14 protein-coding genes are annotated in these 17,502 nt (G+C 59.9%); 7 read left to right on the top strand and 7 right to left on the bottom strand.

The window, feature by feature from the left end; genetic code table 11:
- Positions 1–93 precede the first annotated feature (93 nt).
- From KKQ10_RS17875 to KKQ10_RS17865, 3 genes are all read right to left on the bottom strand, one after another.
- A complete protein-coding gene (locus KKQ10_RS17875; protein ID WP_215501840.1) occupies positions 94–1,692 on the bottom strand; it encodes an ABC transporter substrate-binding protein in 1,599 nt (532 codons plus the stop codon).
- Positions 1,693–1,992: 300 nt separating this feature from the next.
- A complete protein-coding gene (locus tag KKQ10_RS17870; protein WP_215501839.1) occupies positions 1,993–3,618 on the bottom strand; it encodes an ABC transporter substrate-binding protein in 1,626 nt (541 codons plus the stop codon).
- A gap of 260 nt (positions 3,619–3,878) precedes the next feature.
- Positions 3,879–5,480, bottom strand: a complete 1,602-nt coding sequence (locus tag KKQ10_RS17865; RefSeq protein ID WP_215501838.1) for an ABC transporter substrate-binding protein — start codon at positions 5,478–5,480, stop codon at positions 3,879–3,881.
- Positions 5,481–6,438: 958 nt separating this feature from the next.
- Between KKQ10_RS17865 and KKQ10_RS17860 the strand changes: the two genes are divergently transcribed.
- A complete protein-coding gene (locus KKQ10_RS17860) occupies positions 6,439–6,798 on the top strand; it encodes a DUF6124 family protein (protein WP_215501837.1) in 360 nt (119 codons plus the stop codon).
- Between the two features lie 170 nt (positions 6,799–6,968).
- On the opposite strand, the gene KKQ10_RS17855 is transcribed toward KKQ10_RS17860, so the two are convergent.
- Positions 6,969–7,685 (bottom strand): SIMPL domain-containing protein, encoded by a 717-nt coding sequence (locus KKQ10_RS17855; protein ID WP_102356046.1) that lies wholly within the window; start codon positions 7,683–7,685, stop codon positions 6,969–6,971.
- A 412-nt stretch (positions 7,686–8,097) separates the two neighbouring features.
- Between KKQ10_RS17855 and KKQ10_RS17850 the strand changes: the two genes are divergently transcribed.
- The 4 genes from KKQ10_RS17850 to KKQ10_RS17835 all read left to right on the top strand — a co-directional run bounded on the left by KKQ10_RS17850 (position 8,098) and on the right by KKQ10_RS17835 (position 12,661).
- A complete protein-coding gene (locus KKQ10_RS17850; protein ID WP_215501836.1) occupies positions 8,098–9,360 on the top strand; it encodes an ATP-binding protein in 1,263 nt (420 codons plus the stop codon).
- Entirely contained in the window at positions 9,353–9,913 is a 561-nt protein-coding gene (locus KKQ10_RS17845) for a response regulator transcription factor (protein WP_003221630.1), read from the top strand. The genes KKQ10_RS17850 and KKQ10_RS17845 overlap by 8 nt, the downstream gene beginning before the upstream one ends.
- Positions 9,914–10,009: 96 nt before the next feature.
- Positions 10,010–11,737, top strand: coding sequence for an ABC transporter ATP-binding protein/permease (locus tag KKQ10_RS17840; RefSeq protein WP_215501835.1), 1,728 nt, complete (start codon positions 10,010–10,012; stop codon positions 11,735–11,737).
- A 177-nt stretch (positions 11,738–11,914) separates the two neighbouring features.
- Positions 11,915–12,661, top strand: a complete 747-nt coding sequence (locus tag KKQ10_RS17835; protein ID WP_215501834.1) for a FadR/GntR family transcriptional regulator — start codon at positions 11,915–11,917, stop codon at positions 12,659–12,661.
- A gap of 5 nt (positions 12,662–12,666) precedes the next feature.
- Here the strand turns inward: KKQ10_RS17835 and KKQ10_RS17830 are convergent, their stop codons facing one another.
- From KKQ10_RS17830 to KKQ10_RS17820, 3 genes are all read right to left on the bottom strand, one after another.
- Positions 12,667–13,020, bottom strand: a complete 354-nt coding sequence (locus KKQ10_RS17830) for a hypothetical protein (RefSeq protein WP_215501833.1) — start codon at positions 13,018–13,020, stop codon at positions 12,667–12,669.
- Between the two features lie 241 nt (positions 13,021–13,261).
- Positions 13,262–13,450 carry a hypothetical protein gene (locus KKQ10_RS17825; RefSeq protein ID WP_215501832.1) on the bottom strand — a complete coding sequence of 63 codons (189 nt, stop codon included), beginning with the start codon at positions 13,448–13,450 and terminating at the stop codon, positions 13,262–13,264.
- Between the two features lie 11 nt (positions 13,451–13,461).
- Positions 13,462–14,766 (bottom strand): phospholipase, encoded by a 1,305-nt coding sequence (locus KKQ10_RS17820; protein ID WP_215501831.1) that lies wholly within the window; start codon positions 14,764–14,766, stop codon positions 13,462–13,464.
- A gap of 237 nt (positions 14,767–15,003) precedes the next feature.
- On the opposite strand from KKQ10_RS17820, the gene kdgD reads away from it, so the two are divergent.
- Both kdgD and KKQ10_RS17810 read left to right on the top strand, forming a co-directional pair.
- Positions 15,004–15,915 (top strand): 5-dehydro-4-deoxyglucarate dehydratase, encoded by a 912-nt coding sequence (gene kdgD, locus KKQ10_RS17815; protein WP_127651172.1) that lies wholly within the window; start codon positions 15,004–15,006, stop codon positions 15,913–15,915.
- 60 nt (positions 15,916–15,975) lie between these two features.
- Positions 15,976–17,421: an aldehyde dehydrogenase family protein gene (locus KKQ10_RS17810; RefSeq protein ID WP_127651171.1), complete on the top strand. Its 1,446-nt coding sequence runs from the start codon at positions 15,976–15,978 to the stop codon at positions 17,419–17,421.
- The last annotated feature ends 81 nt before the right edge of the window (positions 17,422–17,502 follow it).

The following is a 17,502-nucleotide window of genomic DNA, read 5'->3' as shown; positions in this document are numbered from 1 at the left end:
ACGTTTGCAAAATGCCTGATTGGCGAATTTCGGCAAAGCGCTTGCGTGAGGGGGATAGACGGTCCCCCTCAGCGTTGCGGCTAATCGGTTGGGTTAATCGATACTGACGCCCGAAAACACGTTGCGACCGAAGGGGCTGACCTTGAAGCCTTCAACCCTGGCGCTTAACGGCTGGTTGACCGTCGAGTGGGCGACAGGCGTGATCGGCACTTGCTGCTTGAGCAACTGCTGCGCCTGTTTGTAGAGCGTGGTGCGCTGGTCGCGGTCGGTGACGACCTTGGCCTCTTTGATCAGCTTGTCGTACGCCGGGTCGCACCACATGGAGTAGTTGTTGCCGCCAATGGCGTCGCAGCTGTACAGGGTGCCCAGCCAGTTGTCCGGGTCCCCGTTGTCGCCGGTCCAGCCGATCAGGCTGATGTCGTGCTCGCCATTCTTGGTGCGCTTGATGTACTCGCCCCATTCGTAGCTGACGATCTTCACTTTCAGACCGATTTTGGCCCAGTCCGCCTGGAGCATTTCGGCCATCAGTTTGGCGTTCGGGTTGTACGGACGCTGTACCGGCATCGCCCACAGGGTGATTTCGGTGCCTTCTTTCACGCCGGCAGCCTTGAGCAGCTCTTTGGCTTTTTCCGGGTTGTAGGCGGCGTCTTTGATGCTGTCGTCGTAGGACCACTGGGTCGGCGGCATGGCGTTGACGGCCAGTTGGCCGGCGCCTTGATAAACAGCGTTGAGAATCCCCTGTTTATTCACCGCCATGTCCAGCGCCTGGCGCACTTCGAGCTGGTCGAAGGGTTTGTGGCGCACGTTGTAGGCGATGTAACCGAGGTTGAAACCCGGCTTGGTGATCAGTTGCAGTTTCGGGTCGGCCTTCAGCGCTTCGACATCGGCAGGGCGCGGGTGCAGGGTGATCTGGCATTCGCCAGCCTTGAGCTTCTGCACGCGCACCGAAGCGTCGGTGTTGATCGCGAAGATCAGGTTCTTCAGCTTGACCCGGCTCGGGTCCCAGTAATGCTCGTTGCCGGTGTAGCGGATATTCGAGTCTTTCTGATAGCTCTTGAACACGAACGGCCCGGTACCGACCGGCTTCTGGTTGATGTCGCTCGGCTTGCCTTCGGCCAGCAGCTTGTCGGCGTATTCGGCGGACAGGATGGCGGCGAAGCTCATGGCGATGTTCTGGATGAACGCGGCGTCGACGCTGTTGAGCGTGAACTCCACGGTCAGCGGCCCGGTCTTTTCGACCTTGGCGATGTTCTTGTTCAGGCTCATCCCGTTGAAGTACGGGAACTCGGTCGGATAAGCCTTACGGAATGGTTGTTGCGGATCGAGCATGCGGTTGAACGTGAACAGCACGTCGTCGGCGTTGAAATCACGCGTCGGTTTGAAGTACGGCGTTGTATGAAATTTCACCCCTTCACGCAGGTGAAAGGTGTACTTGAGGCCATCCTCGGAAATATCCCACTTGGTTGCCAGGCCCGGTACGACATTGGTCGCGCCTTTTTCGAATTCAACCAGACGGTTGTACAGCGGCTCGGCGGCGTCGTTATCGGTCGCGGTCGTGTATTGCGCGGTATCAAAACCGGCCGGGCTGCCTTCGGAGCAGAACACCAGGCTGTTGCTGGCGGCGTAACTGGCGGACGTGGCGGCCAACAGGCCGGCGCCCAGCAATGCGGAAAAAACCAAGGTATGGCGCATGACGCTCCCTCTTTTTGTAGTGTTGTTCAATGCACCGCGATCCCGTCCAGGGACGTTGAGGTGCATTGAGCTCAATCCAGCACGTACGGCAAGCCGGTGGCCCACGCAGAAGCTGGTCAGAACCCGACGGTAGGGGCCGTGGGTCTGGCAGTAAATGCGTAATTGCCTGAAAACTCGTAGGAAAAGTCGACACGTCCTCTGCCGCTGCAGTCATCCGCAGCGGAATTGGCTGTAGGCAAATTCCTGACTTCCCGGCAGCTAAAACAACGGCGACGTCACGAACGTCGCCGTTGCAATGGCTTATTTGCTGACGCTGACGCCGTAGAAGGAATTCAAGCCGAATGGGCTGATCTTGAAATCCTGCACGTTGGCGCGCATGGGTTGGAACACCGTCGAGTGAGCGATAGGTGTGTAGGGCACAGCATCTTTGAGGACGTGTTGCGCCTGTTTGTACAGTTCGGTGCGCTTGGCCTGATCGGTGGTGCGCTTGGCATCCTTGACGAGACCGTCGTACTTCTTGTCGCACCACTTGGAGAAGTTGTTGCCATTGAGCGAATCGCAGCCGAACAGCACGTTCAGCCAGTTGTCCGGATCACCATTGTCACCGCTCCAGCCAATCAGCATGGCCTGGTTCTCGCCACCTTTGGAGCGCTTGATGTACTCGCCCCACTCGTAGCTGGTGATCTTCACGTTCAGGCCGATCTTCTTCCAGTCGGACTGGAGCATTTCAGCCATCAGCTTGGCGTTTGGGTTGTACGGACGCTGCACCGGCATCGCCCACAGAACGATCTCGGTACCTTCCTTGACGCCAGCTTCCTTGAGCAGTTGCTTGGCTTTTTCAGGGTCGTACTTGGCGTCCTTGATGGTGGTGTCGTAGGACCACTGGGTCGGCGGCATGGCGTTGACGGCCAGCTGGCCGGCGCCCTGGTAAACCGAATCGATGATCTGCGGCTTGTTCACCGCCATGTCCAGCGCCTGGCGCACGCGCAGGTCAGCCAGCGGGTTAGGCTCGTTGCTGCCCTTGACCTTGTCCATCACGTTGTAGGCGATGTAGCCCAGGTTGAAACCGGCCTGGTCAGGCATCTTCAGGGTCTTGTCGGCTTTCAGCGCCGCGAGATCCGCCGGACGCGGGAAGAGGGTGACCTGGCACTCGTTCTTTTTCAGCTTCTGGATGCGCACCGACGGGTCGGTGGTGATAGCGAAGATCAGGTTGTCGATCTTCACGTCTTCAGGTTTCCAGTAGTCCTTGTTGCCGGTGTAGCGAATGTTCGAGTCTTTCTGATAGCTCTTGAACACGAACGGGCCAGTGCCGATCGGCTTCTGGTTGATGTCGGCGGCCTTGCCTTCCTTGAGCAGCTGAGCAGCGTACTCGGCGGACTGGATCGAGGCGAAGCTCATGGCCATGTTCTGGATGAACGCAGCGTCGACTTCTTTGAGGGAGAACTTGACGGTGTTGTCGTCGACTTTCTCGATCTTGGTGATGTTGGTGTCCATCCCCATGTCGGTGAAGTACGGGAATTCGGTCGGGTACGCCTTACGGAACGGGTCATCCTTGTTAATCATGCGATTAAAGGTGAACAGCACGTCGTCGGCGTTGAAGTTACGAGTCGGCTTGAAATACGGGGTGGTGTGGAACTTGACGCCTTCACGCAGGTGGAAGGTGTAGGTCAGGCCATCCGGGGAAATGTCCCAGCTGGTGGCGAGGCCCGGGATTACGGCGGTGCCGCCACGCTCGAACTGGCTCAGACGGTTGAACATGGTTTCGGCTGAGGCGTCGAAGTCGGTTCCGGTGGTGTACTGGCCTGGATCAAAACCGGCCGGGCTCCCTTCGGAGCAGAACACCAGGTTAGTCGCAGCGGTTGCGAAAGGTGCGGAGGCTAACAAGCCTGCGCCGACTAAAAACGGAATGACCGCGTGTTTAAGCATGTTGGCCTCATGATTTGTTGTCATTTTTTAATATTGAGGTACGACCTCGTGAGTCGTGCCTGCGGATACTTATGCAGGGGCCATACCCAATGCAAGATCCAGAGCGACTGCCGGCCTCAAAGCGTGGCACGAACGTACCTTAATGTCGCATTTGTATAAGAGTTGACGCATTTGACCGTTTGCGGGTGTTTTTAACGGTGCAAATGGAGCCCCAAAACGGTGCGTTGGTCACGTTGTGCGCGCCGCCTTGGGGCCCGGTGTTACTTATTTATACCCACGCCGTAGAAGGGTGTGAGGCCAAACGGGCTGATCTTGAAGTCGGTCACTTCCTTGCGCAGTGGCTGGAACACCGTGGAGTTGGCAATCGGCGTGATCGGCACCTGCTGTTTAAGGATCAATTGCGCCTGTTGATACAGTTTTACCCGTTGCGCCTTGTCGGTCGTCACCTTGGCCTGCTGCACGAGTTTGTCGTAGGCCGGGTCGCACCACTTGGCGTAGTTGCTGCCCTTGACCGCCGCGCAGCTGTAGAGCACGCCGAGCCAGTTGTCCGGGTCGCCGTTGTCGCCGGTCCAACCGTAGATCATCGCGTCGTGTTCGCCATTCTTGGCGCGCTTGATGTACTCGCCCCATTCATAGCTGACGATATTGGCCTTGATCCCGATCCTGTCCCAGTCCTGCTGGATCATCTGCGCCGACATCCGCGCATTCGGGTTGGAGGCGCGCTGCACGGTCATCGCCCACAAGTTGATGGTGGTACCCGGTGCAACCCCGGCTTCCTTGAGTAGCGCCTTGGCTTTCACCGGATCGTAAGGCGCGTCCTTGATGTTCGGGTCATACGACCATTGCGCAGGTGGCAAGGCGTTTTGTGCCAACTGGCCGGCACTCTGGTAAACGGCTTTGATGATCGCCGGTTTGTCGATGGCCATGTCCAGCGCCTGACGGACCTTGAGCTGATCCAGCGGCGGATGGGTGGTGTTGTAGGCGAGGAAGCCGAGGTTGAAACCGGCCTGCTTGAGCACGCGCAGGTTCGGGTCCTTTTCCATCACTTCGATGTCAGCCGGACGCGGGTAGCCGCTGACCTGGCATTCACCGGCCTTGAGTTTCTGCAGGCGTACGGCGGCGTCGGGGGTGATCGAGAAGATCAGGTTGTCGATCTTCACGTCTTCGGGTTTCCAGTAGGCCTTGTTGGCGGCGTAGCGGATCTGCGAATCCTTCTGGTAGCGCTTGAACACGAACGGGCCGGTGCCCACCGGTTTCTGATTGAGGTCGGCGGCTTTGCCTTCCTTTAACAGTTGGGCGGCGTATTCGGCCGATTGCACCGAGGCGAAGCTCATGGCGAGGTTTTGCACGAACGCGGCGTCGACGTTGTTCAGGTTGAAGCGCACGGTGTTGTCGTCGAGTTTTTCTACCGACTTGATGGTGGTGTTCAGGCCCATGTCGGTGAAGTACGGGGACTCGGCGGGGTAGGCCTTGCGGAAGGCGTTGTCCGGGTCGAGCAGGCGCTGGAAGGTGAACAGCACGTCGTCGGCGTTGAAGTCGCGGGTCGGGGTGAAATATTCCGTTGTGTGGAATTTCACGCCTTGGCGTAGGTGGAAGGTGTATTGCAGGCCGTCGCTGGAAACGTCCCATTTTGTCGCCAGACCGGGTTCGATGTCGGTGCCGCCGCGCTGGAATTGGGTGAGGCGGTTGAAGACGGTTTCGGCGGAGGCGTCGAAGTCGGTGCCGCTGGTGTATTGGCTGGGGTCGAAGCCTGCGGGGCTGGCTTCGGAGCAGTAGACCAGGGTGGTGGCTGCGTTGGCGATCGGGGCGATGGCGGTGAGTGCGAGGGTGATTAGTAGTGGTTTTAGGGTGGATCTTTCCATGGAGTCCCCGGGATTTGGAGGTGGTTGTTTGTTGAGGTTAGCGGGGATTTGGGGGTGTTCGGAAATATCGTTTTTCCTGCTGAGATGTCTATCTCGGTATATGTGGCGGCTTTTGTCGGGTACATATCCGTTGCTGCGGTAACGGCGGCTTAGGGTTCCGCCCTTACGGCGGGTCACTTTTGGCAAACGCCCCAAAAGTAACCAAAAAGTCTTGCCCCAGCGTACGGCCCTCGCTGGGGCTCGGGTTCCTTCGCTACGGGACTCATCCGGGGGCATCGCCTACGGTTTGCTTCGCTGCACCTCCTCTCGATGTGTTCGACTTCGTCGAACGGTCGCTGCGCTCCCACCCCCGGATGAATCCCTCCACTCAGCCTGCCGAAGGGGCCTGTGAATCAAGATCAAGATCAAGAGCTGCAGCCGAGCTAACGCTCATCCTGTTGAGTGGGGCGGCTGCGCCGCATGGGCTTACTCAAATCAAAACTGTGGGGCCTGCCAGCTGACCAATCTCTAACTGAATACACCCAGTCCCCCTGTAGGAGCTGCCGAAGGCTGCGATCTTTTGATTTTGCTTTTGACTGTGAAAAGCCAAGGTCAAAAGATCGCAGCCTTCGGCAGCTCCTACAGCGAGTGTGGTTGTGTTTAAAAGTGTGTGGAATAACCAGAACCTTCCCACAATGTTTTCAGGTTGTCCGTCGGACGCCGGCTCTCTAGCCTTGGGTTGTCGCTGAAAACTCGGCGATCGGGTGTGAGAACCCATAGGAACTGTTAATCCACAATCAGTACCACCATAATTGCCGCCGGCATTTCTGCTGCTCGCAATGTTTTATGGCGGCTGTGTGCGGGCGGGCTTCGGTCCGGCCGGGCTTGTTCCTACCGGTTTCTCACCCCGCACATTGCTGCCACCACTCCGCCGCGTGAGAAACGGCAAGTGAATGGCTATTGATTAGGAACGCTATCAATGTCCAAGCCTGTCCCCGATCCACCTCCAGAAACAACCCCACTCGCCGAAGCCCTCCACGCCGAAGACCTCGCGAAAAACCGCGAAGCCATAAAGCGCGCCCTCGATTTCTACCTCAGCCCCGAAGCCGCAAAACCGCGCCCACCCAGCTCGATGTTCCTCGTCCATCCGGGCATCGACACCGAAAGTCTGTTGGCGCACGCCTGTGAGTCCCTGGCGTCGGCCAACACCATGGCCAGCGATTTCGCTGATCAACTCAGTCGCCCGCAACGCAATACGGCGCTGGCGATCCAGCAGATCATCATGCTGGCTGAACTGGCGGTGAACCGCGCGCTGGATCAGGTTGATCCGCAGACCTGAGACCGCGTCATCGTTCATCGCGAGCAGGCTCACTCCTACATTTGGAATGGGTTACCCCTGTAGGAGTGAGCCTGCTCGCGATGGCACCAGATGATTCACCAAAAATCCCAGACACAAAAAAACCGGCGATCATTCACGGATCGCCGGTTTCTCATTCAGCCCACATCAACTCACTGCATCAACACTTCAATCGAGCCATCGGCGGTCAGGCTGACCTGGCTGGTGCCGGCTTCGACTTCCGGTGTGACCGGTGCTGAATCCATGCCGGCGGCTTTCATCATCATTGGGGCGCGCATGTACGGTTGTGGGTAGCCGTTGCTGTTGAGGTTCAGGTTGACGATTTTATAGCCCTTGCCGCCCAGTGCATCGGTGGCCAGTTGGGCGCGGGCCTTGAAGGCGCTGACGGCTTCTTTGAGCAGTTTGTCTTCGCTGGCCTTGCGGGTCGGCTCGGCGATGGCGAAGTCCATGCCGCCCATCTTCAGGTCGGTCAGCAGTTCGCCGGTGAGTTTGGACAGGGCCGCGAAGTCGGCGCTCTCCAGGCGCAGTTCGGCGCGTTCACGCCAGCCGGTGATTTTCTGGCCTTTGGTGTCGTAGATCGGGTAGCTGTTGCGGCTGCCCTGGCGCAGGGTGATGTCTTTGACTTGCTTGGCCTGGGCCAGTGCCTTGTTCATGGTGGTGCTGACGTCGGCGGCGAGTTTGGCCGGGTCGGTGTTTTGCTCTTCGGTGTAGAGCGTCACGATCATCAGGTCGCGGGCCACTTCCTGGCTGACTTCGGCGCGCAGGGAAATCTGGTTGTAGTGCAACTCATCGGCGGCCAGGGCCGGAAGGCTGGCGACACTGCCGACGGTCAGAGCGAGAAGGGCGGCGCTGCGGCGAAAGGTGTGCATGAAGGCTCCTTGAATAATGCGCAGGTGTTGGTTCGTCCCTGCGTGAAACCATCAGACTCTAGCTGCTGCGGTCCGGTTCGCCCAGTTACAACTTCTATACAGATGTCATGTCTGCACGTATTCCTTGAGCGAGTGAGATTTTTGTGGCGAGGGAGCTTGCTCCCGCTGGACTGCGGAGCAGGTCCAAAACCGGCAAACATGGTCTGCCAGAAATACCGCAGATACCTGATTTACGACTGCTTCGCAGCCGAGCGGGAGCAAGCTCCCTCGCCACAGTCGATCTCGGACAGCCATGCGCAGTAGCCGATTTTACCGCCAGCGCCATGTGGTCGTTTGCCGCACTTTCGCCTCTCAAGGCCGCGGCTTGGTTATACTCCGTGCGATTCGCCTGGAGCGCTCATCAGGAGAGCTCATGCTCGCCCCCGTACAACTGACTTCCGCCACTCGCCAGAACCTCTGGCGGCTGACTTTTATCCGCACCCTGGTGCTTGCCGCGCAGGCCGGTTCCGTCGGCCTGGCCTACTGGCTGCAATTGTTGCCGTTGCCGTGGGTGCAACTGGCGATGACGCTTGGCTGTTCGATTCTGCTCTGTGTGTTCACCGCTGTGCGCCTGCGCACGTCGTGGCCGGTGACCGAGCTTGAATACGCCCTGCAACTGGCCTGCGATCTGGTGATCCACAGTGCGCTGCTGTATTTCTCCGGCGGTTCGACCAACCCGTTCGTGTCTTATTATCTGGTGCCGCTGACCATCGCGGCGGTGACGCTGCCGTGGCGTTATTCGGTGATTCTGTCCGGCATCGCGCTGGCGCTGTACACCGTGATGCTGACGCGGTTCTACCCGCTGGAAACCCTGCCGGTGGCCCGCGAGAACCTGCAGATCTACGGCATGTGGCTGAGCTTCGCGCTGGCTGCTGCGGTGATTACGTTTTTCGCTGCACGCATGGCCGAAGAGCTGCGCCGTCAGGAAGAGTTGCGCGCGATTCGTCGCGAAGAGGGCCTGCGTGACCAGCAGTTGCTCGCTGTCGCCACCCAGGCGGCTGGCGCGGCGCATGAGTTGGGCACACCGCTGGCGACCATGAGCGTGTTGCTCAAGGAAATGCAGCAGGATCACCCCGATCCGATGCTGCAGGACGACCTCAAGGTGCTGCAGGATCAGGTCAAGTTGTGCAAAGAAACCCTGCAGCAACTGGTGCGCGCCGCTGAGGCCAATCGCCGTATGGCGGTGGAGATGCAGGACGTCACCCAGTGGCTTGACGAAGCGCTGAACCGCTGGCACCTGATGCGTCCGGAAGCCAGTTATCGCTTCCAGCGTCTCGGCCAGGGCTCTGTGCCGCGCATGGCGCCGCCGCCGGACCTGACCCAGGCGCTGCTTAATCTGTTGAACAACGCTGCCGACGCCTGCCCGGAAAATCTCCAGGTGACGCTGGACTGGGACGCGGAAACCGTGACCATCAGCATTCGTGACCACGGCGCCGGTGTGCCGCTGGCCATCGCCGAGCAGATCGGTAAGCCGTTTTTTACCACCAAGGGCAAAGGTTTCGGCCTGGGCCTGTTTTTGAGCAAGGCCAGCGTGACACGCGCTGGCGGCTCAGTGAAACTCTATAGTCATGAGGAAGGCGGCACGCTCACCGAGCTGCGCCTGCCCCACGGCGCCCGAGGAGACCAACATGAGTGACGAAATCCAAGTCGAAGGCGAAGAACTGCCGCATCTGCTGCTGGTCGACGACGACGCGACCTTCACCCGAGTGATGGCCCGTGCCATGGCCCGCCGTGGCTTTCGCGTCAGCACCGCCGGTTCCGCCGAAGAAGGCCTGACCATCGCCCAGGCCGACCTGCCGGACTACGCCGCGCTGGACCTGAAAATGGACGGCGACTCCGGCCTGGTGCTGCTGCCCAAGCTGCTGGAGCTGGACCCGGAAATGCGCGTGGTGATCCTCACCGGTTATTCGAGCATTGCCACCGCGGTCGAAGCGATCAAGCGCGGCGCCTGCAACTACCTGTGCAAACCGGCCGATGCCGACGACGTGCTGGCCGCGCTGCTCTCCGAGCACGCCGACCTCGACAGCCTGGTGCCGGAAAACCCGATGTCGGTTGACCGCCTGCAGTGGGAGCACATCCAGCGTGTGCTGACCGAGCACGAAGGCAACATTTCCGCTACTGCCCGCGCCTTGGGTATGCACCGCCGCACCCTGCAGCGCAAACTGCAGAAGCGCCCGGTTCGTCGCTGAACCTGCGCTGAACGGCCATCGCCAGCCCTCGCGATAACACGCACCGATCATCTATGATCGGTGCGTGTCTGTTCTTTTCTTTATTGAGCCTTTTCCATGAATCAGAACGCTGAATACTCCGCGGTCAACGATGCTGTGCGCGGGCAGTTTTTTCGCAAAGTGTGGGCGATGACCACGCCTTACTGGCGCAGCGAAGAGAAGGGCAAGGCCTGGACATTGCTGATTGCCGTGATCGCGCTGTCGCTGTTCAGCGTGGCGATCTCGGTGTGGATCAACAGTTGGTACAAGGATTTCTACAACGCCCTGCAGAAGAAGGATGAGGCCGCGTTCTGGCAACTGATCCTGTATTTCTGCGGCATCGCTACGGTGGCGATCCTCGGTGCGGTATATCGCCTGTACCTGACGCAGATGCTGACCATCCGCTGGCGGGCGTGGCTCACCGAGAACCACTTCCAGCGCTGGCTGGGCAACAAGAACTACTACCAGCTGGAGCAGGGCGGTTACACCGATAACCCCGACCAGCGGATCTCCGAAGACCTCAACACCTTCACCGCCAACACCCTGAGCCTGGGCCTGGGACTGGTGCGCACGGTGGTCAGTCTGGTGTCGTTCTCGATCATTCTGTGGGGCGTTTCCGGCAGCATCGAGGTGTTCGGCATCGAGATCCCCGGCTACATGTTCTGGTGTGCGTTGATTTATGCCGCGGTCGGCAGTTGGCTGACGCACTTGATCGGTAAACGCTTGATCGGCCTGAACAACCAACAACAACGCTTCGAAGCCGATCTGCGTTTCTCCATGGTCCGCGTGCGTGAGAACGCCGAAAGCATTGCGTTGTACAACGGTGAACCAAACGAAAACCGCCGCTTGAGCAGCCGCTTCGGGCTGGTCTGGCACAACTTCTGGGACATCATGCGCGTGTCCAAGCGCCTGACGTTCTTCACCTCTGGCTACGGCCAGATCGCGATCATTTTCCCGTTCATCGTTGCTGCGCCGCGCTACCTCTCAGGCAAGATCGAGCTGGGCGAGCTGATGCAGATCAACTCGGCATTCGGCAACGTGCAGGAGAACTTCAGCTGGTTCATCAGTGCGTATTCGGAGCTGGCCGCCTGGCGCGCCACCTGTGATCGTCTGCTGAGCTTCCGTCAGGCCATGACCGACAACGAAGATCGCACCCCGGCCATCGATGTGCAGAACCAGGGCAGCGAACTGAAAGTGCACAACCTCGGTCTGGACCTGGCCGACGGTCGTCACCTGCTGACCCATGCCGACATGACGGTGGAACCGGGCGAGCGGGTGATGCTCAGCGGCCGATCCGGCAGCGGCAAGTCCACGTTGCTGCGGGCGATGGGGCATTTGTGGCCGGCGGGCCACGGCAACATCCGGCTGCCGGCAGCGCGCTATCTGTTCCTGCCGCAGAAACCGTACTTGCCGATCGGTACCCTGCGCGAAGCCTTGAGTTATCCACAACCGGGCGATACCTATGCGCCTGAGCGCTACGCCGAGGTGCTGGAAACCTGCCGTCTGCCGCATCTGGTCGCGCGTCTGGATGAAGCCAATCACTGGCAGCGCATGCTGTCGCCGGGTGAGCAGCAACGTCTGGCCTTCGCTCGTGCGTTGCTCTTCGCACCGCAATGGCTGTACATGGACGAAGCGACATCGGCGATGGATGAAGAGGATGAGGCGACGCTGTATCAGGCGCTGATCGATCAGTTGCCGGGGCTGAGCATCGTCAGCGTCGGCCACCGCAGCAGCCTCAAGCGTTTCCACCCACGGCATGTACGGATCGACAGCGGGCATCTGGTGGAACAGGCCGTGACGGCCTGACCCACACAAATCCCCTTGTAGGAGCTGCCGCAGGCTGCGATCTTTTGATCTTAAAAGACAAAATCAAAAGATCGCAGCCTGCGGCAGCTCCTACAGGGGGGGCTTTGGCGAGTGATCGTACAACCCGCCTGCGCTATGATGCGAACCTAGCCGAATTTTCGAGACCAGACGTTAACCATGGAAAACCCGATCGAGACACCGCGCCTTCCTCGCAAGCGCCGCAGCCTGGCCCAGGAGCTGGTGACGGTGCTGACCGAGCAGATCCGCGATGGTCTGCTCAAGCGTGGCGACAAGCTGCCCACCGAGTCGGCGATCATGCAGGAGCATGGCGTCAGCCGCACCGTGGTGCGCGAGGCGATTTCCCGTTTGCAGGCCGCAGGCCAAGTGGAAACCCGCCACGGCATCGGCACGTTCGTGCTCGATACGCCGAGCCCCAGCGGTTTCCGCATCGACCCGGCCACGGTCGTCACCCTGCGTGACGTGCTGGCGATTCTGGAATTGCGCATCAGCCTGGAAGTGGAGTCCGCAGGCCTTGCCGCGCAACGTCGCAGCCCCGAGCAACTGGCCGCCATGCGCGCCGCCCTTGATGCGCTGAACGACAGCGTGGCCCACGCCAGTGATGCGGTGGCATCGGACTTCGCCTTCCACCTGGAAATCGCCCTGTCCACCGGCAACCGCTACTTCACCGACATCATGACCCACCTGGGCACCAGCATCATTCCGCGCACGCGGCTGAATTCGGCGCGATTGGCGCATGATGATCAACAGCACTACATGAATCGCCTGAGCCGTGAGCACGAAGAGATCTATGACGCGATTGCTCGCCAGGATTCCGATGCGGCGCGGGCGGCGATGCGGCTGCATTTGACCAACAGTCGCGAGAGACTGCGCCAGGCCCATGAAGAGGCGCAGGCGCAGGGGTGATGGGTTTAACGTTCGAGTTTGACGGTTAGCGCTGGAGAAGTTTCGGGCGGCTGAGACATTTTGGTAACGGAGTAGTCAATCTTGGCGCTGGCGTCCGAAACGAGATTTTTCTCAAAAACGTGTTTTGGAATGGCGAACGTGAGCGGTTTCCCGATTTCGGCAGCGGTCACTACGATCCGTTCTTGAAAGTCGTTTCCCATAGATGTAGCTACGCGCAATGACACTAAGTCACCGACAGCCAAACCAGGGGGAGGAGGTACAACAGCGTGAGCGCTTCCTTCCAATTTGCCAACGTGAAGTACCCCGTTCACGGCTTCCTTCAGTACTGGAGTCGCCAATGCTTTTGCTTGTGCAGTCATGATCCAATTCCTTTTTACTAACCATTGACCGTGGAGTGAGCATAAGTTGCGGCGTTGCGATGTCGGAGCCGGTCGTTTGCTCCTCGGTCATTCAGTCAAGTTCGAATGTGGCCTGCACCTGTAAGAAATACCAGTTTCGACGAACGGTCGTGGTCACGACATCTTTCGCAGGCAGGCTCGCTCCCACAGGGAGGCATCAATCAGTGTAGGAGTGAGCCTGCTCGCGAAGGGGCCCTTGACTTCAGCGCGGCAATATCGAGTGATCGACCCTTACTGCCAATTCCGCTTTCCCTGGCACTAGCGCAAACGCCACCCACCCCTCCTTATCCACAACCCCTCGCGCAATCGGCTTGCCATCGGCCAGCAACTCCAGCGGCGCGCCTTGCAGCGACTGGCCCGACGCCAGTTCCAGTTTCAATTTGATCGTCATGGTCGTTCTCCTTAATTGACGTTGCCCGTCGGGTGGTAGTCCTTGAGCAGCAGGTACGTGCTCCAGCCCCACCAGTCATCGACGGTGGCGGTGTCGTTGAGGTTATTCACGTCTTTACGCCGCAGCACCTTGCCGCCCTCGACGCGGAACAGTGGTGAAAAGTTGTTGGAAAGACTCTGCACCGCCGTCAGATCCGGCAGCCGTTGCAGCGCGGCGAACGTCGAAGGGACGGGCACATTGCCGTTGAGGTAGGCGGCGAAGATTTCATCCGCCGAGGCCTGCACCGCCAGGTTGACTTGGGTGCGGTTGTCCGCGTCGCTGGCCTCGAAGTAGCGCTTGTCACCGTAGGCGCGCCATTGATCGCCATGGGCGTTGCGTACCTTGAGGCCGAATTTGCTGTCCTCGTCGTGCATGAAGCGGGTCACCAGCGAGCCGAGATCGCTTGGCGTTACCACCGCCGCCATCTCTTTACGTGGCACGCGCAGGTGGCCGGAGGAGAACAGGTCGGTGAGGAAGTGGTCGGCGAACGCGTTCATCGCGTAGGCCCGTTCCAACTGTTGTTCATCGTGATTGGCGCGGGCCGCGACGGCGGTCTGCAGGGCGGCGGTGTGCCCGGCGATGTAAGCCAGTTTTGCCCATTCGCCGAAGTGGTCGGCGTTGTTCGCCGCCAGTTTCAGGTAACGCCCGAGGGGGAACAGTGCGGAGACGAAACTGCCGCCACCGGTGAGCTTGTTCCACTCTTCGGACAACGTATCTCCCAGGGCGTCGTAGGCTTCGTGCGGTGGTTTACCGTCCTTGATCGCCTGTTTAACCGCGTCGATCTCTTTCTGCATGACCGCGAGGATCTGCGGCGCCTCGGCGCGGGAGGCCGGCAGCACGGCGAGGGAATCGAAGGCGGCGTTGAAGCGGTTCAGACGATCGGCCGGGGTCGCGCCTTCGCTGATTGGCCGGTCGACGACACCGTAGAAATCGCCGGCCAGCGCCACGACCTGGCCGTAGGTCAGGGCGAGGCCATTCGGCAGGTGCAGTTGCACGTTCTGCGCGCGGATCGGTTCGGCGTTTTCGACGAAGCGCAGCAGAGTGTTATCGCCGATGGCCGTGTGTTCACCGCCTTCGAAGCGCAATTGCGGTTTGCCTTTGAGCGGTTTGCCGGGTTGGGCGGTGTCCGGTTCGACATCGCTGTGAGCATCGGCAATGTGCAGCACCAGATGCGGGTTGTCGGCGCTGAAGCGGATGCCGGTTGGGGTGAACAGATCATCGAAACGGGCGATGACTGGCGTGGGTCTTTCCTGTGGTTTGGGGTGCAGTCCGGACATTTCTTTCTCCTTGATATGTCATCGGTAGGATTTAATTTAACTGTATATCCATACAGCCAAATCGAGCCTAGACGAGATTTTTCCTACGTCAAGAAAGAATCCTGTCCGACAAAAAATGCCCGGCAGCGATGAAATGCAGTTGACGGTTATTTTTTAAGTTGTACGATGACCTACAACTTCAGCGCTGGCTGAACCCTAAAACTCACAAAAAACGTTGCTACCCAGGGTGTTCGAAAAATGAATCCACAAGAACTGAAGTCCATCCTCTCCGCCGGCCTCCTGTCGTTCCCGGTCACCGATTTCAATGCCCAAGGCGATTTCAACCGCGCCGGCTACATCAAACGTCTGGAATGGCTGGCCCCGTACGGCGCTTCGGCCTTGTTCGCCGCAGGTGGCACTGGTGAATTCTTCTCCCTGGCGGCCAGCGAATATTCGGAAATCATCAAGACTGCGGTCGACACCTGCGCCACCAGCGTGCCGATTCTGGCCGGTGTCGGCGGTTCGACCCGTCAGGCCATCGAATACGCACAGGAAGCCGAGCGTCTGGGCGCCAAAGGTCTGTTGCTGCTGCCGCACTACCTGACTGAAGCCAGCCAGGACGGCGTCGCCGCCCACGTAGAAGCGGTGTGCAAATCGGTGAACATCGGGGTGGTGGTCTACAACCGCAATGTCTGCCGCCTCAACGCTCCGCTGCTGGAACGTCTGGCCGAGCGCTGTCCGAACCTGATCGGTTACAAGGACGGCCTGGGCGACATCGAGCTGATGGTGTCGATCCGTCGCCGCCTCGGTGACCGCTTCAGCTACCTGGGCGGCCTGCCGACCGCTGAAGTCTATGCCGCCGCCTACAAGGCCCTCGGCGTGCCGGTTTATTCGTCGGCGGTGTTCAACTTCATTCCGAAAACCGCGATGGATTTCTACCACGCCATTGCCCGCGACGATCACGCCACCGTCGGCAAGATCATCGACGACTTCTTCCTGCCGTACCTCGACATCCGCAACCGCAAGGCCGGTTACGCCGTGAGCATCGTCAAGGCCGGGGCAAAAATTGCCGGCTATGACGCAGGCCCGGTGCGGGCGCCGCTGACCGACCTGACCGGCGAAGAATTCGAAATGCTCGCCGCACTGATCGACAAGCAAGGCGCGCAATAAACACCGACCCACAAGGCCGCTGAGCAATCAGCGGCTTTTGCGTAGAGAGGAGAAAATTCTGTGGCTGATTCCAAGCGTTACGACAACTACATCAACGGTGAATGGGTCGCCGGTGCCGATTACTCGGCCAACATCAACCCGTCCGAGTTGAGCGACACCATCGGCGACTACGCCAAGGCTGACCTGACTCAGGTGCACGCGGCCATCGATGCGGCCCGCGCCGCGTTCCCGGCCTGGTCGGTTTCGGGCATTCAGGCCCGGCACGATGCGCTGGATAAAGTCGGCACGGAAATTCTCGCCCGTCGCGAAGAGCTCGGCACCCTGCTGGCCCGGGAAGAGGGCAAGACCCTGCCTGAAGCCATCGGCGAAGTGACCCGCGCCGGCAACATCTTCAAGTTTTTCGCCGGTGAATGCCTGCGTCTGTCCGGTGACTACGTGCCGTCGGTGCGCCCGGGCGTCAACGTCGAAGTGACCCGCGAAGCCCTCGGCGTGGTCGGCCTGATCACCCCGTGGAACTTCCCGATTGCCATCCCGGCATGGAAGATCGCTCCGGCCCTGGCTTACGGCAACTGCGTGGTGCTGAAACCGGCGGATCTGGTACCGGGCTGCGCCTGGGCGCTGGCGGAAATCATCTCCCGCGCAGGCTTCCCCGCCGGCGTGTTCAACCTGGTGATGGGCAGTGGTCGCGTGGTGGGCGAAGCGCTGGTCAACAGCCCGAAAGTCGATGGCATCAGCTTCACCGGTTCGGTGGGCGTGGGCCGGCAGATCGCGGTCAACTGTGTGTCGCGCCAAGCCAAGGTGCAGCTGGAAATGGGCGGCAAGAACCCGCAGATCATTCTCGACGATGCCGACCTCAAACAAGCGGTCGAGCTGTCGGTGCAGAGCGCGTTCTACTCCACCGGTCAGCGTTGCACAGCGTCCAGCCGCTTGATCGTCACCGCTGGAATTCACGACAAGTTCGTCGAAGCCATGGCCGAGCGCATGCAGTCGATCAAGGTCGGTCACGCGCTGAAGTCCGGCACCGACATCGGCCCGGTGGTCTCCCAGGCGCAGCTGGAACAGGACCTGAAATACATCGACATCGGCCAGAGCGAAGGTGCGCGAGTGGTCAGCGGCGGTGGTCTGGTGACCTGCGACACCGAAGGCTACTTCCTCGCGCCAACGCTGTTTGCCGACAGCGAAGCGTCGATGCGCATCAGCCGTGAAGAAATCTTCGGCCCGGTGGCGAATATCGTCCGCGTGGCGGATTACGAGGCGGCGCTGGCGATGGCCAACGACACCGAGTTCGGCCTGTCGGCGGGTATCGCCACCACCTCGCTGAAGTACGCCAACCACTTCAAGCGCCACTCGCAAGCCGGGATGGTGATGGTCAACCTGCCGACCGCCGGTGTCGATTACCACGTTCCGTTCGGTGGCCGTAAGGGTTCATCCTATGGCTCACGTGAGCAAGGCCGCTATGCGCAAGAGTTCTACACGGTCGTGAAAACTGCCTACATCGGCTCCTGATCGACGCAATACCCCTGTAGGAGCTGCCGCAGGCTGCGATCTTTTGATCTTGATTCTCTGGCGTCTCGGATGACGCCGAAG

Source organism: Pseudomonas sp. MG-9 (assembly GCF_018729515.1).
In the GTDB taxonomy this organism is placed as follows: domain Bacteria; phylum Pseudomonadota; class Gammaproteobacteria; order Pseudomonadales; family Pseudomonadaceae; genus Aquipseudomonas; species Aquipseudomonas serboccidentalis.
Note: the sequence above shows the minus strand (reverse complement) of the source record. Positions and strands in the feature narration are given on the sequence as shown.